We start from the raw sequence: 26,893 nt of genomic DNA, 5'->3' as shown, positions 1-26,893 counted from the left end.
ACCAGGCACTTTCAACCAAACATTTGTTAGTTGGAAAGGTAGCAGCGATGACTGACACGCGACAGGGCGTGCGACCGGCCGGGCAGCGGGGCGCGGGGCAGGTGGTCGTCGTCACCGGCGGCACCCGGGGCGTCGGCGCCGGCATCGCGCGCAGCTTCCTCGCCGCCGGCGCGCACGTCGTCGTCTGCGCCCGCCGGCCGCCGGAGAGCCCGGTCGAAGTGGACGGCGCGGCGGCCGAGTTCCGCCCCCTCGATCTGCGCGACCCGGAATCCGCGCGCACCTTCTTCGCCGATGTGGCCGCCGATCACGGCCGGTTGGACGTGCTGGTGAACAACGCGGGAGGATCGCCCTTCGGGCTGCTCGCCGACGCGTCCCCGACCCGCCAGGCCAAGATCGTCGAACTCAACCTGCTGGCCCCGTTGTACGCGTCGCTCGCGGCGTACGAGGTGATGCGCGCGCAGCGTCCCGCGGGCGGCAGCATCACCATGATCGGAAGCGTGAGCGGCACCCGGCCGTCTCCCGGCACGGGCGCCTACGGCGCGGCCAAGGCGGGCCTGGAGAACCTGGCCAGGACGATGGCCGTCGAATGGGCCCCCACGGTGCGGGTGAACACCGTCGTCCTCGGCCTTGCCCGGACCGAGAGCGCCCATCTGCACTACGGCGACGAGGCAGGCATCGCGGAGGTCGCCCGCACGGTCCCGCTGGGACGGCTCGCCGACCCGTCGGACGCCGGGGACGCGTGCGTGTTCCTCGCCTCCGAGGGCGCGCGCTACATCAGCGGCGCGGCGCTGCATCTGCACGGGGGCGGTGAGCGCCCGGCGTTCCTCGACGCGGCGTCCGCGAACAAGTAGCCACCAGCAAGTAGCCACCGGCAAGGGAAAGGGTTCCCCCCATGACTGCCAGGAACGGAATCTGCGAGGGCCGTGTCGTGATCGTCACGGGTGCGGGGCGCGGCCTTGGGCGGGCGCACGCGCGCGCGTACGCCGCCGAGGGCGCGAGGGTCGTCGTGAACGACCTCGGTGTGGGGCCTGACGGCTCCGGGGCGTCCGGCGGGCCCGCGCACGACGTCGTAGCGGAGATCCGCGCGGCGGGCGGCGTGGCCGTCGCGCACGGCGGGGACATCGCCACGTCCGAGGGGGCGGCGTCCCTGGTCGCGGCCGCCGTCGACACGTACGGGCGGCTCGACACCCTGGTGAACAACGCGGGGTTCCTGCGTGACCGGATGCTGGTGAACCTGGATGAGGACGACTGGGACGCCGTCATGCGCGTCCATCTGAAGGGCCACTTCCTGCCGCTGAAGCATGCGGCGGCGTACTGGCGCGCCGAGGCGAAGGCCGGGCGTGCGCGGCACGCGTGCGTGGTCAACACCAGCTCCGGGGCGGGCCTGTCGGGCAGCGTCGGCCAGGGGAACTACAGCGCGGCCAAGGCCGGGATACTCGGCCTCACCATGGTCGCCTCCGCCGAATTCGCCTCCTACGGAGTACGGGTGAACGCGATCGCGCCGGCCGCGCGGACGCGGATGACGGAGCAGACCTTCGCCGAGACCATGGCCGCGCCCGAGGACGGGGGCTTCGACGAGATGGCCCCGGAGAACGTGTCACCGCTCGTGGTCTGGCTCGGCTCCGAGGTGTCGGACGGTGTCACTGGGCGGGTGTTCGAGGCCGAGGCGGGGCGCATCACCGTGATGGAGGGGTGGCGGCCGGGGCCCAGCGCGGACAAGGGGGCGCGGTGGAGTCCGGCGGAGGCGGGGGAGGCGACGCGGAAGTTGCTCTCGCGGGCGGAGGTTCCTCAGCCGGTGTATGGGGCGAGGTAGGGGCTCACCGGCTCCGCCGAGCTCGTCCTCAAACGCCGGACAGGCTGGATTTTCCAGCCCGGCCGGCGTTTGAGGCCGCAGGGTACGACCGCCAGGTGCGGCTACCCGCCCGAGGCGACCTTCACCGGCTCAGTGCCATCGGAACTGTGCCGCGCAGCCCAGTTCTCCAGGGACGTCCGGCACGCGTGATCCAGATGCCGCAGCCCCGTGAGGTCCAGCTCGATCGGCCGGTCCTGGGGCAGCGCCTCCAGCGCGTCGAGCAGCTTCGGCAGCCGCAGGAACGTCGCGTTGCCGGACAGGTGCGCCCGGATCGGCCCGGCTCCCTTGTCGACGACGTCCACATGCACGTGGGACGTCTCCCAGGCCGTCTTGATCACGGCGAGGGCGAGACCGATGAGGACGCCCTCGAACATGCTGACCGAGACGATCGCCGCGGCCGTCACGGCCAGCACGACCGCCTCGCCGCGGTGCTCACGCCACAGCTGCGCCAACTGCCGTACGGGAACCAGCTTGCAGCCCGCGTGCACGAGGACACCGGCGAGCGCGGCGACCGGGATGATGCCGAGCGCGGCGGGCAGCAGCGCGGCGAAGAGCAGGAGCCACACGCCGTGCAGGACGCGGGACGCCTTGGTCCGCGCCCCCGCCTGCACATTGGCCGCGCTGCGGACGATGACGGCGGTCATCGGCAGCGCGCCGAGCAGCCCGCACACGGTGTTGCCCGCGCCCTGGGCGATCAGTTCCTTGTCGTACGACGTACGCGGACCGTCGTGCAGCCGGTCCACCGCGGCCGCGCTGAACAGGCTCTCCGCGGAGGCGATCAGGGCGAAGGCGAGCACGGTGCCGATGGCGCCGACTCCGGCCAGTTCCTCGAAGGCTGCGGCGTCCGGCACCTGGACCGCCTCTACGAGCCCCTGCACCTCGACCGTGGCCACGGGCAGCGAGAAGAGCAGCGAGGCACCCGTGGCGAGCGCGACGGCGGCGAGCGGGGCGGGCACCACGCGGACCTTCGCGGGGAGCCTGCGCCACAGCACGAGGACGGCGATGGTGCCCGCGCCGAGACCGAAGGCGGTCAGCGCGCGCCCCGAGCCGAAGGTGTCGGCGAGCAGCCCGGGAAGACCGGCGATCTTGCCGAGCCCGCTCGCGGGTGCTTCGAGGTCCGCCATGGCGTACAACTGCCCGGCGATCAGGACGAGTCCGATGCCGGCGAGCATGCCCTCGACGACGGCCACGGAGATGGCACGGAAGAAGCGGCCGAGCCGCAGCGCACCCATGGCGAGCTGGAGGATTCCTGCGGCGAGCACGAGGGCGCCGAGCGCCGCGATGCCGTACTCCTGGACGGCTTCGTAGACGAGGACGGTGAGTCCGGCGGCGGGGCCGCTGACCTGGAGGCTGCTGCCGGGAAGGAGGCCGGTGACCAGGCCGCCGACGATGCCGGTGATCAGGCCGAGTTCGGCGGGCACCCCGGAGGCGACGGCCACGCCGACACACAGAGGAAGTGCGACGAGGAAGACGACTACGGAGGCGGCGAAATCGTGCCGCGCGCCGCCCGGGAACCGGAAGAGCGAGCGGGCGCGATCGAGTGGGGAGGCAGGGGAATGCTGCATGTCGATGACTCCTGAGCGCCGTGGGGGGCGCATCGGTGTGACGCGGACGTATCGGTTCCGGCGAGGGCGACGACGTGCGGATGGTTCACGCGCGCGTGGCGCCCGGACGGTCCGCGTGCGCGGACGTCTTCGTGCCGGAGAGGCCGATCAGCAGCGGAAGACCTGGAGGAGTGCGGGCAGGCCGCGGCCCGCGGGTCTTGTCTCGCGGTGGGTGGAGGCGACCGGGTGGTACGCGCGTGTGGCGGCGTCCAGGGGTGTGACGGTTCCGGAGTCGGGGCGCGGGACGGAGTCGGGGGAGAGGTCACGGCAGTTGGGACGGCCACGGGCCCGGAAGTGCTCGGAGGTCTCCTCCGGGCTCGCGTCGTCGTCGCAGTGCGCGTACGGAGCCGTGGTCGGTGCCGTACGGGACTCCGCGCCGGACGCGGGTTCGTTGACCCCGTTCGCGAAGAACTGGACAACCATGAGGACCACTGCGACGAGCGCAGCGAACAGCGCCCCTCGGCGCACTCCTGCTCGCGTCACAGTGGTGTGGTCCTCACGTGGCTGCGTAACTCCCATGGTCACCAAGTAACTTAACCGCCCGAATGTGTCACCCGAGTGACCGGGTGGTGACATGACTCGATAGTCGCCCTTCGCTTATGCGTACGTGGCGCATTTGTGCCGGGCGTGGCCAATGATTCAAGCTCGGCGTTGGTTCACGCCCGGCGACGGTCAGTGCGCGTGTGGCCCACCCGTCAACCGCGGCTTCCCGCGCGGCACGAGCGCCCAGGTGGCGGCGGCTCCGACCGCGGCCGCGACGGCGCACACCAGGAACGCGTCCGTGAACCCGCCGCTCGCCCCGCCCTCGATGCCGGCCGCGGCCACGGTGGAGACCACGGCGACGCCCACCGAGCCACCCACTTCGTGGAAGGTGTTGACCACACCGGAGGCGACGCCCGCCTCCTCGGGGGCGATGACCCCCAGGGCGGTGGTCGTGGCCGCCACGAACACCGAACCGAGCCCCAGCGCCGCCACGGACATGCCCGGCGCCACCACCGCCCACGGACTGCCGTCAGGGCCGACGCCGGTGAGCAGGCCGGTGCCGATGCCCGCGAGCCCGAGCCCCACCGCGGCCGTGGTCCGCGCCCCGAGCCGGCCCACGAACTGGCCGCCCAGATGCGCTCCGACCGCCGTTGCGACGGCCACCGGCAGGAACAGCACCCCGGTCCGCAGGGCGCTGTATCCGCGTACCTCCTGAAGGAACACCGACCCCAGGAAGAACAGCGAGATGAGCAACGCCGTGGCGACCAGCATCAGATACGAGCCCACGACGACCGGACGGCGTCGCAGCACCGCCAGGTCGATCAGCGGTGTGCGCTGCGCGCGCTCGACGGCGACGAACGCGCCGTACGCCGCCACCGCGACCGCCACCGGCACCAGCGTCCGGAGATCCGACCAGCCGGTGTCGCCCGCCGCCACCAGACCCTGGATGAGCGCGCCCGTACCGGCGGTGACCAGCAGGGCCGCGCCGATGGGCACGTTGACGTAGAAGATCCACTCCCAGCCCGGGCCGTCGGTCAGGACCCCGCCGAGCAGGACGCCGAACGCCGCGCCCGCGCCGCCGATCGACGCCCATACGCCGAGCGCGCGATGGCGGTCGCGACCGTGGAAGGACGTGGTGACGATCGCGAGGGCGGCAGGGGAGAGCAGCGCGGCGCCGATGCCCTGGGCGGTGCGTCCCGCGAGGAGCGTCGTCGCGTCCGACGCGAGCCCGGTGACGAGCGAGGCGACCGTGAAGAGGGCGAGCCCGGCGAGCAGCGTGCGGCGTGCCCCGAGGACGTCGGCTAGCCGCCCGCCGAGCAGCATCAGGCCGCCGAAGCACAGGGTGTACGTCGTGACGACCCAGGTCAGGGCCGTCCGGTCGAGGTCGAGGTCGGCGGCCATGCTCGGCAGCGCGACGTTCACGACGGTGACGTCGAGCACCAGCATGAACTGGGCCAGGCAGAGGAGGGTGAGCGCCACCCAGGGGCGGCGGCCCGTCGGTGGCGGGGATGCCGCATGGTGCTCGGCGGCCGGGGGCGGGTGAGGATGCGTCATGGCGATACAGTTCAGCCGCGTCAAGCCACGCCTAGTCGAACCACTTAGTCATGCCTAGTCACGCCTACAGGTCAGGAAGGGAAGAAGCACGGGTCGGGGTGAGAGGCCCACCGGGCCGCGCGCGGAACGCAAGCGCGAGGCCATCGTCCGGGCGGCCCGCGCACTGTTCCTCCGTGACGGGTTCGGCGTCGGCATGGACGCCATCGCCGCCGAGGCGGGCGTGTCCAAGGTGACCGTCTACAACCACTTCGGCAACAAGGAAGCGCTGTTCACCGCGGTCATCGCGGGCGCGCTCGACGAACCCCTCGCGGCGTCCTCGTCGGTGGCCGCCCTCGACGGTCTCACCGCGGCGGACGACCTGCGCGGGGCCTTCCTGAACGCCGCCCGCATCTGGGTCGACGCGGTCCGCGGCGACCAGGAGATGAAGGCGCTGCGCCAGCTGGTCGCCAGGGAGATCCACCGCTTCCCCTCGCTGGGCACGGCGTGGGAGCACCACGGCCCGGAGGGGCATCACCCCGCGATCGCGGGCGCGTTGCGCGAACTCGCCGACCAAGGCCGCCTCGTCGTCCCGGACATGGAGGCCGCGGTCATCCAGCTGTACGCCCTCCTCGTCTTCCCGCACTTGGTCTTCGGTTCGTACGGCACCGACATCAGTGACGATCTGACGGAGCGCCTGATCGTCGCCGGTGTCGACATGTTCCTGGGGTGCTACGGCGCCGATCAGCACCCGAGTTACGCCACCTGAAACCCATCCGAAACCACCCCAACGTCCCGCCTGCCTACACTCCGGCCCATGGCGCGGATCCTGCCCTTCCAGTCCCGGCTGCTTCCCACCGACGACGAGGGCGGGGGCACGCTGAGGTTCCGTACGGTGCACGGCTACCGGCGTGCGTACCGCATCGCGGGCGAGGGGCCCGCGATCCTGCTGATCCATGGCATCGGCGCGTCATCGGCGACCTGGGCACCGCTGATCGCCCCACTGGCCCGTACGCACACCGTCATCGCCCCGGATCTGCTCGGTCACGGCGCGTCCGAGAAGCCGCGCGCCGACTACTCCGTGGCGGCGTACGCCAACGGAATCCGCGATCTGCTCGGCGTACTCGGCATCGAGCGGGTCACGCTCGTCGGGCACTCGTTCGGCGGTGGCGTCACGATGCAGTTCGCCTACCAGTTTCCCGAGCGGGTCGACCGGCTCGTCCTGGTCAGCACGGGAGGAGTGGGGCCGCAGGTCAGCCCCGTGCTGCGGGGCGTCTCGCTGCCCGGTGCCGCGCTGCTCCTCTCGCTGCTCGAACTGCCCGGCGCTGACCTGCCCGTGCGGGCGGTCGTCGGGCTGCTGCGGCTCCTCGACACCGGCCTCGGGCAGGACGCACCCGAACTGATGGGCCTGGTCGAGGCGTTGCCGGACGTCTGGGCGCGGACCGCGTTCATCAGGACACTGCGGTCGGTCGTCGACTGGCGGGGGCAGGTGGTGACGATGCTGGACCGCTGCTACCTGGCCGAGGGGATGCCGACGATGCTCGTGTGGGGCGACCGGGACAGCGTGCTGCCGGTCGACCACGCGTTCACCGCGCATCAGGCGATGCCGGGCAGCCGCCTGGAGATCTTCGGAGGCGCGGGGCACTTTCCCTTTCACTCTGATCCCGCGCGGTTTGTGGGTCTTGTGGAGGAGTTCGTCCGGGAGACGGCGCCCGCCGACTGGAGCGCGGAGCGGTGGCGGCAGTTGCTGCGGGCGGGCCGGCCGGGGGAGGAGGCGTTTGTGGGGGAGCTGGAGCGGAGGTATCGCGAAGCGAGCGAGCGCAGTGCGACGTAGGAAGTCGGAGGGCGTAGGAGGGCGTAGGAGGGCGTAGGGGGGCTATGCGTTGCTCTCCTCCGCCAGCACCCTCTGTGCCACCGCGAACGCCGAATTCGCCGCAGGGACCCCGCAGTAGACCGCGGTCTGCATCAGCACCGCCCCGATCTCCTCGGGTGTAAGGCCGTTGCGGCGTGCCGCTCGTACATGCATGGCCAGTTCCTCGTAGTGGCCGTGTGCGACCAGCGCCGTCAGCGTGATCATGCTGCGTTCGCGGCGCGCCAGCGTGGGATCGGTCCAGATCTCGCCCCACGCGTAGCGGGAGATGAAGTCCTGGAAGCGCGCCGTGAAGGGCGTGGTGTTCCCCTGCGCACGGTCCACGTGCGCGCCCCCGAGTACCTCACGCCGCACCGCCATCCCGCTCGCCGCCGCCTTGCCGAAGTGCCCCCGCAGCGCGGCGACCACCGCGTCGGGACGTTCCGCAGGGGCCAGATGCGAGGCCCCGGCCAGCTCGGTGAGGGACGCGCCCGGCACCGCGTCGGCGATCTCGCGCGCGTGGGCCGGAGGTGTCGCCGGATCCTCGCGTCCCGCGATGACCAGCGTGACCACGCCGACCTGCGACAGCGCGCCCCTGAGGTCGTACGCCGCGAGCGCGTCGCAGCACGCGGCGTACGCGCCGGGGTCGGTGTTCCGGTGGTCGTCCACCAGGCCGGGGACTGTGAACCCGGGAGTGAACCAGCGCTGCGGCGCGGTCTCCGCGAGCGCGGCGAGGCCCTCGCGGCGTACGAGTGCCGCGCGCTCCTGCCACGGCGCGGACCCGCCGAAGTGCGCCGACGAACAGATCACGGCGAGGCTCTCCACCCGCTCCGGGTGGTGCACCGCGAGATGCAGACCTATGGCGCCGCCGAGCGAGACACCCGCGTACGCGAAACGGTCGATGCCGAGGGAATCGGCGAGCGCCAGGACGAGATCCGCCAGGTCGGCGACGGTCGCCCCCGGGCCGATCAGATCGGCCTGCGACCTTCCGTGGCCGGGCAGGTCCCAGCGCACGACCCGGTGAGCGGTGGAGAGTTCGGGCGCCACGGCGTCCCACAGGGTGGTGGAGGTGCCCAGGGACGGGCCGAGGAGAAGGGCGGGCGCGGTCGGGGCGCCCTCGATGGTGTGGTGCGGCAGCTTGGTGCTCAACGTCGCTCCAGGGCTCGGTCGGTGAGGGCGTCGGCGGAGCCGGTGTATCGGGTGGGGTCGGTGAGTTCGGCGAGGTCGATGCCCGCGAGGTCCACGTCCTTGAGCCGCGCCTCCTCGGCCAGCACATCCGCGAGGGACCGGCCATCGTCCCGGGTACGGTGTGCCGCCGACGTCAGGAGTTCCTTCGCGCGCGCCCGGCCGACGACCGGCGTCAGCTCAGCCGTCAGGCGCTCGGAGACGATCAACCCGTGGGTGAGGCCGAGGTGTTGGCGCATGGTGTCCGCGTGCACCCGGAGGTTCTCGGTGAGCTCCGCCGCGTCCCGGCTCGCCCCGCCCACCGTGCGCAGGAGGTCGCGCAGGGCCTCCCACTCCGCGTGCCACGCGCCCGCAGGGCGTTCGTCCTCGGCGGCCATCGAGGCGTAGAGCGTGGCCGCGAGGGCGGGCGCACGGCGCGCCGCTGCTGCCATCAGGGTGGAACGTACCGGGTTTGCCTTGTGGGGCATGGCGGAGGAGCCGCCGCCGGCACCTTCGGAGACCTCGGCGATCTCCGTGCGCCCGAGCGTGAGGACGTCCACCGCCACCTTTCCCAAGGCCCCCGCGGTGAAGGCGAGGGCCGATGCGAGATCGGCGATCGGGGTGCGCAGGGTGTGCCAGGGCAGCGCGGGTTCGGCGAGCGCCAACTGCCGGGCATAGGCCGCGACGAGCCCTGCGCTCCCTCCGTACGCCTCGAAGGCCGCCCATGTCCCTGCCGCGCCGCCGAGTTGGGCCGGCAGCGACTCGCGTACCGCCGCCACCCTGTCCCGTGCGTCGAGGACCAGCGAGCGCCAGCCCGCCGCCTTCAGGCCGAAGGTCGTCGGGACCGCGTGCTGGGTCAGTGTGCGGCCCGGCATCACGGTGTTCCGGTGTTCGGCGGCGAGGCGGGCCAGTGCCCGTTCCGTGCGGGCCAGGTCGTCGAGGACCAGGTCCAGGACCTGCCCGGCGATCAGCATCATCGCCGTGTCCATGATGTCCTGGCTCGTCGCGCCCCGGTGGACATAGGGCGCCGCCGCTTCGGGCACCGCCGCCGTCAGGTCCGCCACCAGCGGGATCACCGGATTGCCTCCGGCCCGCGCGCGGAGCGCGATGTCGCGTACGTCGAAGCGGGCGGCGTCCGCCGCGGCGCCGATCGCGGAGGCCGCATCCGTAGGGGCGAGGCCCGCATCCGCCTGGGCGCGGGTCAGCGCCGCCTCCGCGTCGAGCATCGCCTGCAGGAAGGCCGTGTCGGAGGTGGCCGCCTCGGCGGGGGAGCCCGCCCGCCCCGGGGCGAGCAGGCCGTTGTCGTACTCCGCTGAACTCACTCGAACTCCAGGAACACCGTTTCGCCCTCGCCCTGAAGGCGGATGTCGAAACGGTACGTGCGGTGCGCCTCGGGGCGCGCGACCAGCGTCGCGCGCCGCCGCGCGTCGAGCGAGCCGAGGAGCGGATCGCCCGGCTCGTCGGTCAAGTAGGCGCGCGTGTACAGGTGGTGGAGCAGGCCGCGCGCGAAGACCGCGACTGCGATGTACGAGACACCGCCCGGCGGGAGCGTACGGATCGCCCAGTGGCCGTCCGCGTCGGTCGGCACGCGGCCGAACCCGGTGAACGCGACGCCGTCGCGGCCGATCACCTCGCCCGTGACCGGGTCGTGCCGCAGCGATCCCGGAGCTCCCGTGCGGGAGCCGTCGGGCGCGGGCTGCCAGGTCTCGATCAGGGCGTCGGGCACGGGGTTTCCCGCGCCGTCGTACACGTACCCGTGCAGGGTGATCGTGTCGGGGTGTCCGGCCGGCGCGACCTCGCCGCCCCGCGGGAAGGGCAGCGCATAGCCGTAGAACGGGCCGACCGTCTGGGAGGGCGTCGGAGCGTACGACATCAGTGGTGGTCGCCTTCCTCGAAGAGCGTCGCGGACGGGCCGTCGAGGACGATGTCCCAGCGGTAGCCGAGCGACCACTCGGGGGTGGAGAGATCGTGGTCGTACGTCGACACCAGGCGCTGCCGTGCCGCCTCGTCCGTCACCGACCGCAGCACGGGGTCGTAGGGGAACAGCGGATCGCCCGGGAAGTACATCTGCGTCACCAGACGCTGCGTGAACGCCGTGCCGAAGAGCGAGAAGTGGATGTGCGCGGGGCGCCACGCGTTGACGTGATTGCGCCACGGGTACGCGCCCGGCTTGACGGTCGTGAAGGAGTACGCCCCGTCGTCATCCGTCAGACAGCGGCCGAAGCCCGTGAAGTTCGGGTCGAGCGGCGCCGGGTGCTGGTCGAGCTGGTGGGCGTACCGCCCCGATGCGTTGGCCTGCCACAGCTCGACCAACTGGCCGCGTACCGGGCGCCCTTCGCGGTCGAGTACCCGGCCGGACACGGTGATCCGCTCGCCCAGCGGCTCGCCCTGGCCCTTGCGGGTCAGATCGCGGTCGAGCGCCGTGATGTCGGAGACGCCGAACGCGGGCCCGCTCAGCTCCACCGCCTCCGGGTCGCGCAGCGGGATCAGCGGCTGCTTCGGGTGGCGGAAGTGGCTGCTGCGGTAGGGGGGATAGTCGCGCGGCGGGTGGTCGGCGGGCGCAGCCGAGGCCTGCGCCTTGGCGACCTCCGTGTCCATCTCCCGCTGGCTCAGCCCGTCGGGCAGGGGTTCGGTGAGGGTCATGTCTCTCGGCTCCGTGAGCGTGAGTTCGGCGTGGAACGGGTGATGGGCGGAACGGGTGACGGGCGATGGATCAGCGTTCGAGGACGAGGGCGAGCCCCTGTCCGACGCCGATGCAGAGGGTCGCGACGCCCGTGCCCGAGCCGTGCCGGGCGAGCTGGTGGGCGACGGTTCCGGCGAGTCGCGCGCCGGACGCACCGAGCGGATGCCCGAGCGCGATGGCGCCGCCCTGCGGGTTGAGGACGTCCGGGTCGAGATCGGGCCACTCGGCCGCGCACCCCAACACCTGTGCGGCAAAAGCCTCGTTGAGCTCAAGCACGGACAGATCGCCGAAGCCCTTGCCCGCCTTCGCGAGCGCGCGGTTGACGGCCTCGACCGGCGCCAGACCGAAGTAGTGCGGCTCGACCGCGGAGACGCCGGTCGCCGATACGCGGGCCAGCGGCTCGCGGCCGGTCGCCTTCAGGCCCTCCTCGTCGACGAGGAGCAGTGCGGCGGCGCCGTCGTTGAGCGGCGATGCGTTGCCGGGCGTGACCGTGCCGTCCGGGGTACGGAACGACGGCTTGAGCTTGGCCATCGCCTCCAGGGACGCGTCGGGGCGTACGCATTCGTCGCGCTCGAAGAGCACGGGATCGCCCTTGCGCTGCGGGATGGCGACCGGCGCGATCTCGGCATCGAACAGGCCGTCCTTCTGGGCCTCGGCCGCCTTGTGGTGCGAGGCGAGGGCGTAGGCGTCCTGCTGCTCGCGGGTGATCCGGTGCTTGTCCGCGATGAGTTCGGCGCTCTCGCCCAGCGGCACCGTCCACTGCGGTTCCATCTTCGGGTTGACCATGCGCCAGCCCAGAGTGGTGGAGTACAGCTCGGTGTGCCCGGCGGGGAAGGGGCGGTCGCTCTTGGGGAGTACGTAGGGTGCGCGGGTCATCGACTCGACACCGCCCGCCACGGCGATGGAGGCGTCGCCGAGCGCGATGGCGCGGGCCGCCTGGATGACGGCTTCGAGGCCGGAGGCGCAGAGCCGGTTGACGGTGACGCCCGGCACGGACACGGGGAGACCGGCGAGCAGGGCGGCCATGCGGCCGACGTTGCGGTTCTCCTCGCCGGCGCCGTTGGCGTTGCCGAAGTAGACGTCGCCGATCAGGGACGGGTCCAAGTCCGGGGTACGGGCGAGGAGTTCGCGGATCGCGTGCGCGCCCAGGTCGTCGGGGCGGACGCCCGCGAGCGCGCCGTTGTACTTGCCGACGGGGGTGCGTACGGCGTCGACGATGTAGACGTCACGCAGGCTCATGAGGGGATTCCTTCAGAGGCGGCTTCAGCGATGGCCTCGGGGATGTGGACCTTGGCGGCGGTCTTGGCAGTGATCTCGTCCGGGGTGACGCCGGGGGCCGACTCGACCAGTTCCAGGCCGGTTTCGGTGACGTCCAGGACACCGAGGTCGGTGATGATCCGGTTGACGCAGGCCTTGCCGGTCAGCGGCAGCGCGCACTCCTCCAGGATCTTGGGCGAGCCGTCCTTGGCGGTGTGGGTCATCGCCACGATCACCGTCCGCGCCCCGTGCACCAGGTCCATCGCCCCGCCGATCCCGGTGATCATCTTGCCGGGGATGGCCCAGTTGGCCAGGTCGCCGCCCGCGGAGACCTGCATCGCACCGAGCACCGCGATGTCGATGTGACCGCCGCGGATCATCCCGAAGGAAAGCGAGGAGTCGAAGTAGGAGGCGCCCGGCAGGACGGTCACGGTCTCCTTGCCCGCGTTGATCAGGTTGGGGTCGACCTGCTCCTCGTCGGGGTAGGGGCCGACGCCCAGGATGCCGTTCTCCGACTCCAGGACCACCTCCACCCCCGGGGGCAGATAGTTGGGGATCAGCGTCGGCAGGCCGATGCCCAGATTCACGTACTGACCGTCGCGCAGCTCGCGTGCCGCCCGCGCCGCCATCTCTTCACGCGTCCAGGCCATCAGTTGCTCACCGTCCCTCGTGCCTCAGGCGCGGACATCGTGCGCCGTTCGATGCTCTTGTCGGCGGCCTGTTCCGGGGTGAGCGCCACCACCCGCTGCACGAAGATCCCCGGCAGATGCACGGCGTCCGGGTCGATCTCGCCCGGCTCCACCAGCTCCTCCACCTCGGCGATCGTGACCCGGCCTGCCATGGCCGCCAGGGGGTTGAAGTTGCGGGTGGACTTGTTGAAGACCAGGTTCCCGTGCCGGTCGCCCTTCGCGGCCCGTACGAGTGCGAAGTCCGTCCGGATGCCGTGCTCCAGGACGTAGGAGACGCCGTCGAACTCCCGGACCTCCTTGGCAGGCGATGCCACCGCAACCCCGCCCTGACCGTCGTAACGCCAGGGCAGTCCGCCGTCGGCGACCTGTGTGCCGACCCCGGCGGGCGTGTAGAACGCGGGGATGCCGGTGCCCCCGGCCCGCAGCCGCTCGGCGAGCGTGCCCTGCGGGATCATCTCCACCTCCAGCTCACCGCCCAGGTACTGGCGGGCGAACTCCTTGTTCGCGCCGATGTACGACCCGGTGACGCGGGCGATCCGGCCCGCCGAGAGCAGCACCGCGAGCCCGGTCTCCATGGCGCCGCAGTTGTTGGACACCACGCTCAGGCCCGAGACGCCCCGCTCGTACAGCGCACGGATCAGCTCGTTCGGCACTCCGCTGAGGCCGAACCCGCCCACGGCGAGCGACGCTCCGTCCCGTGAGTCGGCCACCGCATCGGCGGCCGAGGCCACCACCTTGTCCATCCGTCGAGCCCCATCTCTTCCAGGCCTTCGATGCCTTTGATGTCCCGCCCATTAATCAGGGCACTGACTATTTCTACGAGGTTGAACTTACGCTGCCACTCGCTCTCTAAGCCGTCAAGGGCGAGTATTGTTCAGTACACCAACGGAAAATGGAGGCACACATGGCCGCGGTGGACCTGACCACCCACCCCGGGCACCTGGCCCGGCGTCTGCAGCAGGCGCACTACCTGCTGTGGAACACGATGGTCTCCGAGGAGATCACCTCTCCGCAGTTCGCCGTCCTGAACGCGCTCGTCGCCGAGCCCGGCCTGGACCAGCGCACCGTCGGCGAGCGGGTCGGCCTCGACCGCTCCACCATCGCGGAGGTCATCAGCCGGCTCATCCGCCGCGAGCTGCTCGACAAGGTGCGCGATCCGCAGGACGGCCGCCGCTATCTGCTGCACCTCACCGACGAGGGCAAGCGCACGCACCGGAAGCTGACCGTGCGGACGGCCCGGATGAACCAGGTCTTCCTCGGCCCGCTCTCCGCCGACGAGCAGACCGTGTTCTTCGATCTGGTTCAGCGGGTGTCGGACGCGGCGGAGGGCCTCCGCCATCCCGCGGAGCCCCTCGCCGCCGGAAAGGCCTGATGCGGATCAGGGGCTGACCGCGCCCCGCCGCCGTCACGCCTTCGCGTACACCACCCACACCTGCCCCTTCGCGAACGGCAGTGGCTCGCCGTCCGGCGTGGTGAACTCCGTGCCGTCCTCCGCGTCGGACCGCTCCCAGCGCGCCTCGTACGCACGCCCGTCCCGCAGGACCCGCGCCTCGCCCGAGCCGACGGTCTCGGTGAAGGGGGTGTTGTTCCCCGAGCGGTCCTGGAAGCGGGACTCGCGCACCTTCGTGTACTGCACGACGATCGTCGACGCCGCCAGGGCCTTGCCGTCGGACGTGATGGCCCGCTCCCCGTCCATGGCGATCAGCCAGCGCTCCTGCTCGGTCGACCAGGTGAAGGTGAACCGGGCCGCCGGGAAGCGGACCGTGCGCTCCTGCTCCGGGGTGCCGCCGTCCTTGGGGCGCGGGCCGAAGACGAAGCCCGTGCTCGACAGGCCGCCGCCTTCACCCTGCTCCAGGTCGAGGGCTTTCGGACGTACGAAGAGATTGTGCGGAGCCGCCCTGTTGCCGTCGCGGAAGTAGGCGTCGGCGGGCGCCTTGCCGGGCGTCAGGCCCCGCAGCGGTGCGTCGGCTATCAGCGGAAGCAGCTGCGACTGTGCCCCGGAGAACGCGAGCGCCGGGTCGTCGAACTGGCGCAGGAGCTCCAGGTCCGTCTCGCGCGCGCTGCGCACCGGACCGACGACCGACGGCAGCCGCTCCGGATCGCCGTAGACGGCCATCAGCCGGCTGAGCCCCGCCTCCACCTGCTCCGCGTAGACGATGTCCGCCGCGTCGAGCCCGGTCTGCGGGCGCGCCGGGCCGACGTTGTCGATCTTCACCGCGAGTACGGGGCCGCCGCCCGACCCGTCCGACGGTGCCGTCCCGTCGCCTCCGGAGTCGTCCCCGAACGTGCAGGCTGGCGCGAGGGCGATGACGGCCGCTGCCGCCACCGCCGTACGCCGGATGTGTGTCCACCGTCCCATGCGGACCACCTACCCCGTCAGGCCCTTCCTTCAGCCTACGTCGAGGACCTCATCCCAGATCCAGGGCATTCGGCAGGCCGAGCCGGTAGCGGGTGCGGTCGTGGCGTTTGAGGGCCTCGACCGCCGGAACGCGGTACAGCGGAGTCACCGTGCAGCGTTCGGCGTCCGACCCCACCCGCTCCAGGATGGCGTTCACCGCCTGGCGTGCCGAGGTGTTGGCGCCCTCCATCGTCGCCAGGTCGATCGGCACGGCCACGTAGTCGCCCGCCAGATAGAGATTGGGGATCTTCGTCTCGGCCGACGGACGGTTGTGGAAGGTGCCGACGGGGTGGATGAGCAGCTCGTCCTCGTTGGTCGGGTTCGGCGTCCCGAGACCGTCGACGCCCGGGTCCAGGAACCACGAGTGCAGCTTGCCGTCGCTCAGGACGGTCTTGCCGGTGTCGTTGAGCGCGGCCTTGAGCTGCGCCCACACCTCCTTGGCGACCTCGTCGCGCGTGCACTGCTTGGCCGTCTTGCCGTACAGGATCCCCGGCTTGTCCCACTCGGAGATGTCCACGGAGAGGCACTCGACCGCGACGCCGTCTCCGTAGTCCGCGGGAAAGTCGCGGTCCGGCCAGTGTCCTGCCTGCGCGATGCCGGTGAGTGACCACGGCGAGTCGATGCAGTTGAAGTGACCGTTGACGACGGGCGGGTGCTCCGTCAGATAGAACTGGATGCCCGTCATCCAGTCCGTCTCCAGCTTGTCGCAGCGCGCCAACTGGGGGTCGGCGGACTTCAGTTCGGTGCTCCACGTCTTGCGCGCGTGCTCCACCGGCATGGCCTGGACGTAGTGGTCGGCGGTGATGTCGTGGCGTACGCCGTCCGGATCCTCGACGACGGTCTTGGTGATCCGGCCGCCCGCGAACCCCAGGTCGCGCACGTTCCAGCCCATGCGGAACTCGACGCCGAGCGACTTCAGGTGGGTCACCCACGGGTCGATCCACGCCTCGTTGGTCGGCGCGTTCAGGATCCGGTCGGGCGGGCCGTCCGCGCCCTGGCCGAGCGCGTTGAAGACGAAGGCCTCACCGAGCGTGCCGACGGTACGGGTGCTCGCCTCCTCGGCCTTGGTCGCCACGATGTTGCGGGTGACGCCGATGGCGAGGATGCGCTGATAGTCCTTCGACATCTGCTCGGCGCGCACGAACTCCCACCAGGGTGTCGACTCCCAGGTGTCGTCGCGGCGTTCGTCGCAGCTGGTGAGGAAGACCAGGGCGCGGTTCACGAAGTACGCGGCCTCGTGGGCCGGCAGATTGAAGGCGGTGTCGAGCAGCGCGGTCAGCGCCCGCCGGATGTCGTCGAGGGTGAGCTGCTCCGGCTCGCTGCCCGGCCAGGGGATCGGCATCCGGATGTCCTCGCGGCCGGTGCGCGCGAACGACATCTCGCGGGGTGCGGCGAGGTTGTCCCACACGCCGTTCGCGTTCCCCGGGAACGGGATGCGGCGCATCGTGTCCGGGAGGTTGTGATAGATCCCGGGTATGAAGCGGAACCCGTGCTCGCCGGGCAGCGGCTTGCGGTTGCCCTTCGCGCTGTTCGGTACGTCCATGCTGCGGGCCTTGCCGCCGAGCGCCCGGCGCTCGTAGACCGTGACCGCGAAGCCGCGTTCGGCCAGTTCATGGGCCGCCGTCAGACCGGCGACACCACCGCCGAGTACGGCGACCGACTGCCGCGCCTTCGAGGCCCGGTCGTCCGCCACCGCGGGCAGTGCCCCCACGCCGAGCGCGGCCACGCCACCCGCCGCGGCCGCCCCCGCGACGAACGTACGCCTCGTGCTGCCCCCGACTCCCGAGCGCCCCATGTCCCGTCCCCCTTACCGTAGGTAACTCCCGTATCAGGCGCAGGAGCATACGGTCACCGCACCACGGCACGGAAGTCGCACGAGGCGGCGGGCGTGAATGTTGGCGTGATTGTGCTGCCGACGGTGCAAGGGAGTTGACCCTCTCTCGGTGCCGTGGGCAGTTTCGACGCCATGCGAATATCCCGGCGGTTCAAGCAGCGGCGCGCGACACACTCCTGCGCCCGGCCCGCTGAGGCGGAACCCGGCTACCGCAGCACATCCGCCAGGTCGTACCGGACCGGCTCCTCCAGCTGGGTGAACGTACAGCTGTCAGGGGTACGGTCCGGTCGCCAGGTGCGGAACCGCGCCGTGTGCCTGAAGCGCTGCCCGCCCTCCATGTGGTCGTACGCCACCTCGCACACGCGGTCGGGGCGCAGCGGCACCCAGGAAAGATCCTTCTTGCCCGACCAGCGGCTCGGGGCGCCCGGCATCCGGGACGTCTGGTGCGCGGACTCCTCCGTCCAGGCCGCCCAGGGGTGGCCTTCCGCGGACTCCATCCGCAGCGGCTCCAGCTCCTCCACCAGCTCAGCGCGCCGCTGCATGGAGAACGCGGCGCAGACACCGACGTGCTGCAGGGCGCCCTCGTCGTCGTACAGACCGAGGAGCAGCGAACCGACGACGGGGCCGCTCTTGTGGAAGCGGTAGCCCGCCACCACGCAGTCCGCCGTGCGCTCGTGCTTGATCTTGAACATGAGGCGTTCGTTCTGCCGGTAGCGCAGGTCGAGCGGCTTGGCGATGACACCGTCGAGGCCCGCGCCCTCGTACCGCTCGAACCACTCCTGGGCCAGACCGGGGTCCGTGGTGGCGGGCGCGAGATGGACCGGGGCCGTGACACCTTCGAGTACGTCGGTCAGACGGGCGCGCCGGTCGGTGAGGGGCGTGTCGAGCAGCGCCTCGTCGTCCAGGGCGAGCAGGTCGAAGGCCACGAACGACGCCGGGGTCCGCTCGGCGAGCGTCCGCACGCGGGATTCTGCGGGGTGGATGCGCTCGGTGAGGGCGTCGAAATCGAGCCGGCCGTCCAGCGCGATGACGACCTCGCCGTCGAGTACACAGCGCTCCGGGAGCCGCTCGCGCAGGGCCTCGACCAGCTCGGGAAAGTAGCGGGTGAGGGGCTTGCCCGTCCGGCTGCCGATCTCCAGATCCGCACCGTCACGGAAGACGATCGCCCGGAAGCCGTCCCACTTGGCCTCGTACTGCATGCCCGGCGGGATCCTCGCCACGGGCTTGGCGAGCATGGGCTTGACGGGCGGCATCACCGGCAGATCCATGGCTCGATTCTGATCCCGTACGCCCTTGTCCGCCCGGTATGCGAATTTCGCCCGCTGCGCCTAGCGTGACGGCATGGCGGGTAAAGCGGTGGAGCTCGACGCGGGCGGGCGGACGGTGCGGCTTTCCAGCCCCGACAAGATCGTCTTTCCGGAGCGGGGCTTCACCAAGCTGGACGTCGCCCGGTACTTCATCGCGGTCGGCGACGGGATCGTGCGCGCCCTGCGGGACCGGCCCACGACGCTCCAGCGATTCCCGGAAGGCGTCACCGGCGAGTTCTTCTACCAGAAGCGCGCCCCCAAGAACCTCCCCGACTGGATCCCCACCGGAACCATCGCCTTTCCCAGCGGCCGCACGGCCGACGAGATCTGCCCCACGGAGGTCGCCGCCGTCGTCTGGGCCGCGCAGTTCAACACCCTCACCTTCCACCCCTGGTCGGTACGCCGCGACAACCCCGACCATCCCGACGAACTCCGCATCGACCTCGACCCGCAGCCCGGCACGGACTTTGCCGATGCGGTGCGCGCCGCGCATGAACTCCGGGCAGTTCTTGATGAGTTCGGGCTGGAAGGGTGGCCCAAGACGTCCGGCGGGCGCGGCATCCACGTCTTCGTGCCGATCGAGCCGCGGTGGAACTTCACCGGCGTACGGCGTGCCGTGATCGCCTGCGGACGTGAGCTGGAGCGGCGCATGCCGGACGCGGTCACCACCGCGTGGTGGAAGGAGGAACGGGGCGAGCGGATCTTCGTCGACTTCAACCAGACCGCCCGCGACCGCACCATCGCCTCCGCCTACTCGGTCCGCCCCCGGCCGAACGCACCCGTTTCGGCGCCCCTGCGCTGGGAGGAGATCGACGACGCCGCCCCGCAGGACTTCGACATCGCCTCGATGCCGCACCGGTATGCCCAAGTGGGCGATGTGCACGCGGACATGGAGAAGCACGCCTTCTCGCTCGACGCGCTCCTCGAACAGGCCGACCGCGACGAGTACGACCGCGGCCTCGGCGACATGCCGTACCCGCCCGAGTACCCGAAGATGCCGGGCGAGCCGAAGCGGGTGCAGCCGAGCCGGGCGAGGCACGAGGAGTAGCTGCCGACCTGGGCTTCGCGGTGCTCGATCCGTCCCGGACGCGGGTGTCGGTGCTCGCGGTCACCGACACGGACGACTGAACCCTGCCCGACAGGGAGGTCAGCCGGTGCCCTGCGGGGCGAGCGCGGCGGCGATGCGGCGGCACCTCCTCAGCAGGGCCTCGTCGTCGGCGCAGGCATGGCGGACATTGCTCCGGGAGCCGGTGTTGTTGTGGCGGCGCGTGGCGGCCAGTTCCGCGCGTATCAGGGGGAGGGCGGGCAGCGCATCGGCGCCCATCGCGACCAGGCAGGCGGCCGTTGCCGGACGGGTGACGGGCTTCGCCGTCCACTGGGCGAGGAGCGTCGGCAGGACTTCCGCCGCCTCGGCCCGTACCTTCCAGAGCGCGATCGTCGCCTCCATCGATCCCTCGTCGGTCATCAGCTCGCGCAGCCGGGGCGCGAGTTCGGCGGCCCGCGGACCGAGCGATCCTGCGATGCGCGTCGCGAGGTTCCGGTTGTACTGCTGGTCCGCGGCCAGGGCCTCGCGCAGGAGGGGCAGCAGGAGTTCGGTCTCGCCCGTCACCGCCCGGAGGGCGTCGGCCGCCTTCAGCTGGTGGCTCGTGGTGGGGGAGCCGACGGACACCAGCTCGCGCAGATACGGCGCGACGTCGGCGGCGGCCCGACCGTACCGGCCGAGTGCCCTCAGCACGGGCCACTGGGTCTGCGCGCCGTGGTTGTCCCGCAGGACGCGCACGATCAGGGGGAGGGAATCGGCCGGGTGCAGACGGCCGAGGGCCGCGACGAGACGCGAGGAGTCCGACCGTGAGTCGTTCGGACCGATGGTGGCCAGCCTGCCATGCAGCACCGGCGCCAGGCGCGCCGCGGCGGGGCCGATCGCCCCGACCCACCGGGACAGGTACTCGGGGATGTCGCCGCCGCTCTCCAGGACCGCCGCTAGATACGGCACGACCCGCTCGTCACCTTGCAGGGCAAGCGCGTTGAGCGCCCTGCCGAAGAGGGAGGACTCCCAGTCCTCCGGCTCCCACTCGTCCTCCCACTCGACGAGGGCCGCCTCCAGCACATCCGCCGTGACATGGGCGATGGGATGCACGTACCCCAACTCGCGCAGCGTGGCCCGGGAAAGCCGCTCCTCGTGCTCGACCAGCTGCCGCGCGAGCAGCGCGACCGTGAGGTCGTTCGGCGCGCGCCAGCCGGTCAGCAGCCGTCCGCTCATCCGGACCGCCGCCATGCGCTGTCCCCAGTCGGGGCTGCACAGCTGGTCGTTGAGCAGCTCGAACCGCTCGTCCGTGGAGTCGCCGAGCGCGTCGTGCAGATCCTCCAGGAGGTCGTCGGCGAGGGTCGCGTCGATGCTCGCGCGGTGCTCAGCCTCCAGGTCCCTCAGATGGGACAACATCGTGTTCGTGCGCGGCCGTTCGTCGTCGGCGGCGGTGTCGGAAGCGCCGCCGGGCTCGCTCTTCGACTCGTACGCGATCCGCATCACCTCCGTGGCGATGTCCACACAGTCGTCGGGCAGCAGCTCGGGAGCACACCGGGCCAGCTGCGCCAGGACCGTCAGGCGCAGCTCGGGGTCGGCGCCGCCGGACGAGATCACCTCGCGCAGACAGGCGCCCACCTCGCCGCCGAGCAGCTGCGCGTGCCGGGTGCCCAGCATGCCGATCGCCCGCACCAGGGAACGTACGACCTCATCCGCCTGCTCCACGGCCATCCGCTCACGCAGCGCGGCGAGCACCCGCGCGGGGTCGTCGTGCAGCTGGACCACCGCCTGCGGCAGCACCTCGCGCAGGTCCGGATCCGGGTCCGCCAGGAGGTCCAGGAAGAACCCGGCACGTCCACGGACCGTCGCACTGGCGGCGAGGAAATTCCCGACCCAGTCCGCGTCCTCCTCCTCGTCCTCGAAGAGGCCGCCGATCTCCTCCGGGTCGGGTTCCTCCTCGCCCGCGATGCTGCACAGCAGGCCCACGAGGGAGCCCCGGTCGGCGACCGACGTGTCGGCGACGAGATCGAAGAGGAACGGCAGGCAGGCGACGGTCGAGTCGTACACATCACCCTGGTGATGCACCGCGCCGTACATACCGTCAAGCGCGATGTCACGCTCCGCCGGGTCCGCCGACGCAAGGCCCCGCAGCAGCCGCGGCACGTCCGACGCGTCTCCGTACGCATGCACCATCGACGCCCAGTCGATGTCGTCGATCCCCGTGAAAGCCATTCCTGTTCCCCCGTGCCCGATCGTGCTCGGCCGTGCTCGATTCCGTTGATCAGAAGCATGCCGCACGCCACTGACAACGGCCCCCGCGCCCCAGGTCGGGGTGCGGGGGCCGAAGCCGGTCCGGGCAGGCGGTGGCTACAGCTCTACAGCTCCACAGCTCTACAGCTCCTTGATCCTGATGTCCCGGTACGAGATCACATCAGTGACCCCGTGCACCTGCAGCCCGACATAGCCGGACGCGAACCGCCGCCCGTCCGTGCCGGGGTCGTCGCCGCGCGGCGGGACGAAGTCCTGGCCGCCCGTGTTGTCGAGCTCGTTGAGCAGGACGCCGTTGCGGTAGACCGAGTAGTGCTGGTCCACCACGCGGATCTCGTAGTCGTTCCACGTGCCCTTCGGGGTGACGCCGGCGCCGCCGAGGCCCACCCGGTCGAAGCCGTAGATCGAACTCGTCTTGTACATGTCGCCGTCAGGACGGTCGAGCACCTGCACCTCGTGCCCGTACTTGATGGCGACCCACTCCGGACGCGGCTCCTCCGGGTGGTCGTGGACCTGCGGGAAGCGGACGAAGACACCCGCGTTGGCGTTGCCATTGCCCGGTGCGTCGTCCCGCCACTGGAGCTTCAGCGAGAAGTCGCCGTACTTGCGCTCCGGGAACCACAGCATGCCCATGCCCTGGACGGTGGTGGAGCTGGTGATCGAACCGTCGCCGCCCAGGCCGAACTTGCCGCCGCCGACCTGCTCCCACTTGTTCAGGGAGTCCTGGGTGCCGTCGAAGATCTTGCGGTAGCCCTCGGTCTGGCCCGGCCTGCCGATGCCGGACTGTTTGGCGGCGCGGTTGATCTTGTTGTACTCGCGCTGGTCGATCTCACCGGCCTTCAGGAGCTTGTCGGTGACGCTCTTGACGTGCTTCAGGAAGAGCGCGTGCGACGTCCACTCCTTCTCGTCCTCGATCAACTCGTTGATGCGGCACCGGTTGTTGGTGACCCGATTCGGGATGCCCGTGTCGACGGTGCCGACGAACACCGTCAACCGCTCGTCGTACTCCGGGCAGTTGGGCGCCGGAATCCCGCCGCCCTCGGTGACCGTGAAGGAGACGTCCTTCGCCGCCGCCGTATTGCCCGCCTTGTCGCTCGCGCGGTACGCCACCGTGTGGCGGCCCACCCGGTCGACGACGACCGGATCGGTGTACGCGAGGTAGGGGCCACCGTCCAGGGAGTACTCGACCTTGTCGACGCCCGATTCGGTGTCGGTCGCCGTGACCGTCACCTTCGCCCTGCCGATGTACGCGCCGTCCGAGTCCTTGTCGCCCTCGACCTTCGCGGCCGTCTCCGGCGGCGTCTTGTCCTCGACCGGCGGCGTGACCACGGTGAACTGGACGGACTTCTCCGCCGCCACGTTGCCCGCCTTGTCGGACGCGCGATAGCGGATCTTGTGCGCGCCCGCCGCGTGGACCATGACCGGCGCCGTGTACGCCGTCCATGCGCCGCCGTCCCCGACCGCGTACTCGATCTTGTTGACGCCGGAGCCGGTGTCGGACGCCGTCACCGTGACGGTCGCCATCCCGACGTACTGGCCCTGGTCGTTCTGCTCACCGGTCACCGTGGCCGACGTCTCCGGTGGCGTCTTGTCGTCGGTCGGCGGCGCGACCACCGTGAAGTCGACGGATTTCTCCGCCACCACGTTGCCCGCCTTGTCGCTCGCCCGGTACCGGATCTTGTGGGTGCCGACCTGGTCGACGACGACGGGGGCCGTGTACGGCTGCCAGGCGCCGTCCGCGCCGACCGCGTACTCGACCTTGTCGACGCCCGAACCCGCGTCGGTCGCCGTCACCGCCACGCTGGCCGAACCGATGTACGCGCCATCGGAGTTGGTCTGTCCCTCGACCTTCGCCGAGGTCTCCGGAGCCGTGGTGTCCGCGCCGCCTTCGGTCACCACGAGGATGCCCTGCATCGCCCCGTGGCCGGGGATCGTGCAGTGGTAGCGGTAACGGCCGGGCGTCAGGTTCACCTCGGCGGTGTGCTTGCCGCCCTGGTCGTCGTTGGGGTTGGCCAGGATGTTCAGCGGTACGTCGTTGTTGTACTCGGGGTCCGAGACGTCGAACGTCAACGTGTGCGGCATGCCGGTGTCGTTGCCGGTCGCCACGCTGTTCTCGAAGACGATCGTCGTCGCACCCGCGACCGCCGTGGTGGGCGCGGAGGCGTACTTGTCGATGCTGTTGTTCGCCGTCCAGGTCAAGGTCTGGGCGGCCAGGCCCGAGTTGTCGTCGCGCCCGAAGGCCACCGTCGACGTCAGGCCGAGCACCATCAGGAGCGACGCGAACAGCGCCGTCCAGAGTCTTCGCTTGCGCACGACGGGCTTCATCCCGCCCTCCTTGCCAGGTCGTCGGCGGCCGGAGTCGCCTCGCCGCCCTTGTAAGTGACGTGCCACAGCGCCGACTTGGGGTCCGAGGTGAAGAAGCCGCGGCCGTAGTCGAGGACGTACAGCGAACCGTCGGCGGCGAACTTCCAGTCCATGAGGTTCTTGATGCCGTCGTTGCCGATCGGGATGATCTTCTTCAGGGACTCGGCGTGCGTCGGAAGGCCGCCGCTGCCGACCGTCCTGGGGTCGGTGAGCACCGCGTGCCGCGGCTGGTCGGCGTCGTAGAAGTCACCGACGAACCACTTGCCGTCCCAGTACGAGGGCCACTTGTCCGCGCTCGTGCTCGCCGCGTCGAAGCGGTAGACCGGGCCGTTCATCGTGGCCTGGCCGCCGCCCTTGAGCCACGGCAGGAGCTGCTTCTGCTCCTCCGTCTTGTAGCTCGGCACGCCGTTCGCGTCGCGCGGGTAGTCGATGCCGCCGCCCTGCGGCGAGTACCAGATGTTGTTCGGTTCGGCGGGCGGGATGTTCACCAGGCCGTCGTTGTTGGGCGACTCGTTCTTGAGGTTCTTGCAGTCGTACCAGCCGAGCGGCTTCGTCGGGTCCGGCAGATTGCGGTCGCGGTAGGGCTGGTTGTTGCCCATGCAGTACGGCCAGCCGCGGTTGGAGGCGTGCGTGATCGCGGCGAACGTGTCGTACTTCGCCGGGCCCCAAGTCGTCGACGGCTGACCGGCATCGGGCCCGACCCAGCCCGCGTACAGGGTGTCGGTCTTCTTGTCGATCGAGATGCGCGCCGGGTTCCTGACGCCCATCACATAGATCTCGCCGCGCGTCTTGCCGCCGCCCTCGTCCGGCTCCTTGCCGGTGAAGAGATTGCCACCGGGGAGCGTGTACGTCCCGTCGGACTCCGGGTGGATGCGCAGGATCTTGCCGTTGAGGTTGTTCGTGTTGCCCGCGGTGCGGCGCGCGTCGGCGAAGGAGACGCCCTTGAAGTTCGGCTCCGGGTTGTTGCCCGAGTAACCGTCGCTGAACCGCGAGGAGTTGTTGTCACCGGTCGCGATGTAGAGATTGCCCTTGGAGTCCCAGGCCATCCCGCCGCCCGCGTGGCAGCAACTGTGGATCTGTACGGGCCACTTGAGCAGCACCTTCTCGCTGCCCAGGTCCAGCTTGTTCGTGGCCTGGTCGAGGGTGAAGCGCGAGACGTACCGCTCGGCCATGTGCGTATCGCGGTTGATCTTCGAGTGGGGTGTGTAGTGCAGATACACCCACCCGTTCTCCGCGAACTCGGGGTCCAACTCGATGCCGAGCAGGCCCTCTTCGACCTTGATCAGCTCATCGCCGCCGCCCTTGTTGCCGAAGACGGTGAGTGCCCCCGCGAGGGTCACCTTCTTGGTCTTGGGGTCGTAGACGTGGATCTCGCCCTTGCCCTTGCCGATGTCGGCGTTGTTCCAGTCGGTGACCACCGGCTGCGAGGAGTCGGCGCCGCCGCGGCCGATGTAGAAGACCCGCCCGTCGGGCGCGGTGACCAGGCCGTGCGGCTCGCCGATCTGGTCGTTCTGGCCCGGCTGATTGGCCTGAGTCAGGCGCTCGGCCTTGTAGTTGGCGTTGATCGTCGACTTGCAGTCGGCGCGCGCGATGCGGGTCGTCCACAGCAGGGCGCCGCGCAGATGCTGACGGAAGTCGGTCTCGTCGTAGGAGTCCGCCGTGCCGCCCATGCCGGTGTAGAAGGAGCGCCCGCCGTCGTAGTCGCGGCACCAGGACACCGGGTGGTCCCAGCCGTTCTTGCTCTCGCCCGGCTGGTACGTCGACTCGCGCACGCGCGCCACGGTGTGCACGTCGCCCGACGGGTTCTTCGTCCAGTTCAGCCACCGGTCGGGGCGCTTCCACTGCAGCGGCAGGTCCTTGGTGGCGGGATGCTGGCGGTCGCCCATCTCAACTGTGGCCCGCTGTACGTTCGTTGGGCTTGAGTCGGCAGGGCGGGCACCGATCAGTCCGCTGAACCAGGTCGAGTACGGCTCGGCGCGGGCCGCGTCATGGATGCCGAGGAAGCCGCCGCCGGCCTCCATGTAGGCCTCAAGGCCCGCCTCCTGCTCGGGTTCGAGGATGTCGCCGCCGCCGGTCAGGAAGGCGACCGCGTTGAACTTGCCGAGCTTGGCCTCGTTGGTGAAGACCGCCGGGTCGTCCGTTGCCTCGATCCTGAACCGCTGGGCGGCCGGGCCGGATTGGCCGATCTTCTCGATGGCCTCGATGCCCGCGTTGACGACGGGGGACTCGTCGCCGCCCGCCGCCGAACCGTGGAAGACCAGGACGCGGACGTTCGCCCCGCCGGGCGGGGTCGGCAGGGACATCGTTGTCAACGGCGGTTCCGGATAGGGCCGCGCGGTGGCGGCCTGTGCGGAGAGCGCGCCGGTGACCAGCGCTCCGGAGAGCAGGGCGGCGGCCCAGGCCCGGTGCGACCGGCGTCTTCCTCGATCCCTGCGTCTGCTCAACCCTCGTACCCTCAAGGGTTTTTGATGCGGTGTGAGCCGCATGAGTACACCCACCCCTCGTCGGTCACAGCAACAGCGCCGATGAAGCTAGACCTCTTTTCGTCACTCGCCAATAGGTATGACCGCAACAGTGCCAACTTTGTCCT

At 70.8% G+C, this 26,893-nt stretch carries 22 protein-coding genes; 6 read left to right on the top strand and 16 right to left on the bottom strand.

The genetic code is table 11. The features are described 5' to 3' along the window. Positions 1 to 47 precede the first annotated feature (47 nt). Both AB0O76_RS22570 and AB0O76_RS22565 read left to right on the top strand, forming a co-directional pair. Positions 48 to 851 (top strand): SDR family oxidoreductase, encoded by an 804-nt coding sequence (locus AB0O76_RS22570; RefSeq protein WP_365494034.1) that lies wholly within the window; start codon positions 48 to 50, stop codon positions 849 to 851. 41 nt (positions 852 to 892) lie between these two features. After that, positions 893 to 1,813: an SDR family oxidoreductase gene (locus AB0O76_RS22565; protein ID WP_365494031.1), complete on the top strand. Its 921-nt coding sequence runs from the start codon at positions 893 to 895 to the stop codon at positions 1,811 to 1,813. A 101-nt stretch (positions 1,814 to 1,914) separates the two neighbouring features. Here AB0O76_RS22565 and AB0O76_RS22560 read toward each other — a convergent pair whose 3' ends face one another. From AB0O76_RS22560 to AB0O76_RS22550, 3 genes are all read right to left on the bottom strand, one after another. After that, a complete protein-coding gene (locus AB0O76_RS22560; RefSeq protein ID WP_365494028.1) occupies positions 1,915 to 3,417 on the bottom strand; it encodes a SulP family inorganic anion transporter in 1,503 nt (500 codons plus the stop codon). 147 nt (positions 3,418 to 3,564) lie between these two features. Then, entirely contained in the window at positions 3,565 to 3,939 is a 375-nt protein-coding gene (locus AB0O76_RS22555; RefSeq protein ID WP_365494025.1) for a hypothetical protein, read from the bottom strand. A 189-nt stretch (positions 3,940 to 4,128) separates the two neighbouring features. Further along, positions 4,129 to 5,493: an MFS transporter gene (locus AB0O76_RS22550; RefSeq protein ID WP_365494022.1), complete on the bottom strand. Its 1,365-nt coding sequence runs from the start codon at positions 5,491 to 5,493 to the stop codon at positions 4,129 to 4,131. 142 nt (positions 5,494 to 5,635) lie between these two features. Here AB0O76_RS22550 and AB0O76_RS22545 point away from each other — a divergent pair, with 142 nt between their 5' ends. Beyond that, a complete protein-coding gene (locus AB0O76_RS22545) occupies positions 5,636 to 6,238 on the top strand; it encodes a TetR/AcrR family transcriptional regulator (RefSeq protein WP_365494435.1) in 603 nt (200 codons plus the stop codon). A 48-nt stretch (positions 6,239 to 6,286) separates the two neighbouring features. After that, entirely contained in the window at positions 6,287 to 7,303 is a 1,017-nt protein-coding gene (locus AB0O76_RS22540) for an alpha/beta fold hydrolase (RefSeq protein WP_365494019.1), read from the top strand. A 42-nt stretch (positions 7,304 to 7,345) separates the two neighbouring features. Here the strand turns inward: AB0O76_RS22540 and pcaD are convergent, their stop codons facing one another. The 7 genes from pcaD to AB0O76_RS22505 form a co-directional block, all read right to left on the bottom strand. Beyond that, positions 7,346 to 8,467, bottom strand: coding sequence for a 3-oxoadipate enol-lactonase (gene pcaD, locus AB0O76_RS22535; RefSeq protein WP_365494016.1), 1,122 nt, complete (start codon positions 8,465 to 8,467; stop codon positions 7,346 to 7,348). Continuing rightward, positions 8,464 to 9,804 carry a 3-carboxy-cis,cis-muconate cycloisomerase gene (gene pcaB / locus AB0O76_RS22530; protein ID WP_365494013.1) on the bottom strand — a complete coding sequence of 447 codons (1,341 nt, stop codon included), beginning with the start codon at positions 9,802 to 9,804 and terminating at the stop codon, positions 8,464 to 8,466. The genes pcaD and pcaB overlap by 4 nt, the downstream gene beginning before the upstream one ends. Then, positions 9,801 to 10,355: a protocatechuate 3,4-dioxygenase subunit alpha gene (gene pcaG / locus AB0O76_RS22525; protein WP_365494010.1), complete on the bottom strand. Its 555-nt coding sequence runs from the start codon at positions 10,353 to 10,355 to the stop codon at positions 9,801 to 9,803. The genes pcaB and pcaG overlap by 4 nt, the downstream gene beginning before the upstream one ends. Next, positions 10,355 to 11,080, bottom strand: coding sequence for a protocatechuate 3,4-dioxygenase subunit beta (gene pcaH, locus AB0O76_RS22520; RefSeq protein ID WP_365494432.1), 726 nt, complete (start codon positions 11,078 to 11,080; stop codon positions 10,355 to 10,357). The genes pcaG and pcaH overlap by 1 nt, the downstream gene beginning before the upstream one ends. 115 nt (positions 11,081 to 11,195) lie before the next feature. Continuing rightward, on the bottom strand, positions 11,196 to 12,398 hold the full coding sequence (locus AB0O76_RS22515; protein WP_365494429.1) for a thiolase family protein: 1,203 nt from the start codon (positions 12,396 to 12,398) through the stop codon (positions 11,196 to 11,198). A gap of 2 nt (positions 12,399 to 12,400) precedes the next feature. Then, positions 12,401 to 13,072, bottom strand: a complete 672-nt coding sequence (locus AB0O76_RS22510; protein WP_365494007.1) for a CoA transferase subunit B — start codon at positions 13,070 to 13,072, stop codon at positions 12,401 to 12,403. Beyond that, positions 13,072 to 13,854, bottom strand: coding sequence for a CoA transferase subunit A (locus AB0O76_RS22505; RefSeq protein WP_365494005.1), 783 nt, complete (start codon positions 13,852 to 13,854; stop codon positions 13,072 to 13,074). Before AB0O76_RS22505 ends, AB0O76_RS22510 begins: the two co-directional genes overlap by 1 nt. A 161-nt stretch (positions 13,855 to 14,015) precedes the next feature. Between AB0O76_RS22505 and AB0O76_RS22500 the strand changes: the two genes are divergently transcribed. Continuing rightward, positions 14,016 to 14,483 carry a MarR family transcriptional regulator gene (locus AB0O76_RS22500; protein ID WP_365494002.1) on the top strand — a complete coding sequence of 156 codons (468 nt, stop codon included), beginning with the start codon at positions 14,016 to 14,018 and terminating at the stop codon, positions 14,481 to 14,483. A 33-nt stretch (positions 14,484 to 14,516) separates the two neighbouring features. Here AB0O76_RS22500 and AB0O76_RS22495 read toward each other — a convergent pair whose 3' ends face one another. The 3 genes from AB0O76_RS22495 to AB0O76_RS22485 all read right to left on the bottom strand — a co-directional run bounded on the left by AB0O76_RS22495 (position 14,517) and on the right by AB0O76_RS22485 (position 18,611). Beyond that, positions 14,517 to 15,470, bottom strand: coding sequence for a DUF3048 domain-containing protein (locus AB0O76_RS22495; RefSeq protein WP_365493999.1), 954 nt, complete (start codon positions 15,468 to 15,470; stop codon positions 14,517 to 14,519). A 49-nt stretch (positions 15,471 to 15,519) separates the two neighbouring features. After that, complete coding sequence (locus AB0O76_RS22490; protein WP_365493996.1) at positions 15,520 to 17,304, bottom strand: FAD-dependent oxidoreductase; 1,785 nt, start codon at positions 17,302 to 17,304, stop codon at positions 15,520 to 15,522. Between the two features lie 245 nt (positions 17,305 to 17,549). Next, entirely contained in the window at positions 17,550 to 18,611 is a 1,062-nt protein-coding gene (locus AB0O76_RS22485; protein WP_365493993.1) for an ATP-dependent DNA ligase, read from the bottom strand. Positions 18,612 to 18,684: 73 nt separating this feature from the next. Here AB0O76_RS22485 and ligD point away from each other — a divergent pair, with 73 nt between their 5' ends. Continuing rightward, on the top strand, positions 18,685 to 19,698 hold the full coding sequence (gene ligD / locus AB0O76_RS22480) for a non-homologous end-joining DNA ligase (protein WP_365493990.1): 1,014 nt from the start codon (positions 18,685 to 18,687) through the stop codon (positions 19,696 to 19,698). 99 nt (positions 19,699 to 19,797) lie between these two features. Here ligD and AB0O76_RS22475 read toward each other — a convergent pair whose 3' ends face one another. The 3 genes from AB0O76_RS22475 to AB0O76_RS22465 all read right to left on the bottom strand — a co-directional run bounded on the left by AB0O76_RS22475 (position 19,798) and on the right by AB0O76_RS22465 (position 26,789). Further along, positions 19,798 to 21,903 carry a HEAT repeat domain-containing protein gene (locus AB0O76_RS22475; RefSeq protein WP_365493987.1) on the bottom strand — a complete coding sequence of 702 codons (2,106 nt, stop codon included), beginning with the start codon at positions 21,901 to 21,903 and terminating at the stop codon, positions 19,798 to 19,800. Positions 21,904 to 22,062: 159 nt separating this feature from the next. Then, positions 22,063 to 24,264: a family 16 glycoside hydrolase gene (locus tag AB0O76_RS22470; protein ID WP_365493984.1), complete on the bottom strand. Its 2,202-nt coding sequence runs from the start codon at positions 24,262 to 24,264 to the stop codon at positions 22,063 to 22,065. Beyond that, positions 24,261 to 26,789: a ThuA domain-containing protein gene (locus AB0O76_RS22465; protein ID WP_365493981.1), complete on the bottom strand. Its 2,529-nt coding sequence runs from the start codon at positions 26,787 to 26,789 to the stop codon at positions 24,261 to 24,263. The genes AB0O76_RS22470 and AB0O76_RS22465 overlap by 4 nt, the downstream gene beginning before the upstream one ends. Positions 26,790 to 26,893 lie beyond the last annotated feature (104 nt).

Source organism: Streptomyces sp. NPDC086554 (assembly GCF_040686095.1).
Taxonomy (GTDB): domain Bacteria; phylum Actinomycetota; class Actinomycetes; order Streptomycetales; family Streptomycetaceae; genus Streptomyces.
This window is presented reverse-complemented; position numbering and strand designations above follow the sequence as displayed.

Coding starts and splice junctions, on each gene's coding strand:
- AB0O76_RS22570 (WP_365494034.1), top strand. CDS start 48: ATGACTGACACGCGACAGGGCGTGCGACCGGCCGGGCAGCGGGGCGCG.
- AB0O76_RS22565 (WP_365494031.1), top strand. CDS start 893: ATGACTGCCAGGAACGGAATCTGCGAGGGCCGTGTCGTGATCGTCACG.
- AB0O76_RS22560 (WP_365494028.1), bottom strand. CDS start 3,417: ATGCAGCATTCCCCTGCCTCCCCACTCGATCGCGCCCGCTCGCTCTTC.
- AB0O76_RS22550 (WP_365494022.1), bottom strand. CDS start 5,493: ATGACGCATCCTCACCCGCCCCCGGCCGCCGAGCACCATGCGGCATCC.
- AB0O76_RS22540 (WP_365494019.1), top strand. CDS start 6,287: ATGGCGCGGATCCTGCCCTTCCAGTCCCGGCTGCTTCCCACCGACGAC.
- pcaG (WP_365494010.1), bottom strand. CDS start 10,355: ATGTCGTACGCTCCGACGCCCTCCCAGACGGTCGGCCCGTTCTACGGC.
- pcaH (WP_365494432.1), bottom strand. CDS start 11,080: ATGGACACGGAGGTCGCCAAGGCGCAGGCCTCGGCTGCGCCCGCCGAC.
- AB0O76_RS22510 (WP_365494007.1), bottom strand. CDS start 13,072: ATGGCCTGGACGCGTGAAGAGATGGCGGCGCGGGCGGCACGCGAGCTG.
- AB0O76_RS22505 (WP_365494005.1), bottom strand. CDS start 13,854: ATGGACAAGGTGGTGGCCTCGGCCGCCGATGCGGTGGCCGACTCACGG.
- AB0O76_RS22500 (WP_365494002.1), top strand. CDS start 14,016: ATGGCCGCGGTGGACCTGACCACCCACCCCGGGCACCTGGCCCGGCGT.
- AB0O76_RS22495 (WP_365493999.1), bottom strand. CDS start 15,470: ATGGGACGGTGGACACACATCCGGCGTACGGCGGTGGCGGCAGCGGCC.
- AB0O76_RS22490 (WP_365493996.1), bottom strand. CDS start 17,304: ATGGGGCGCTCGGGAGTCGGGGGCAGCACGAGGCGTACGTTCGTCGCG.
- AB0O76_RS22485 (WP_365493993.1), bottom strand. CDS start 18,611: ATGGATCTGCCGGTGATGCCGCCCGTCAAGCCCATGCTCGCCAAGCCC.
- ligD (WP_365493990.1), top strand. CDS start 18,685: ATGGCGGGTAAAGCGGTGGAGCTCGACGCGGGCGGGCGGACGGTGCGG.
- AB0O76_RS22475 (WP_365493987.1), bottom strand. CDS start 21,903: ATGGCTTTCACGGGGATCGACGACATCGACTGGGCGTCGATGGTGCAT.
- AB0O76_RS22470 (WP_365493984.1), bottom strand. CDS start 24,264: ATGAAGCCCGTCGTGCGCAAGCGAAGACTCTGGACGGCGCTGTTCGCG.
- AB0O76_RS22465 (WP_365493981.1), bottom strand. CDS start 26,789: ATGCGGCTCACACCGCATCAAAAACCCTTGAGGGTACGAGGGTTGAGC.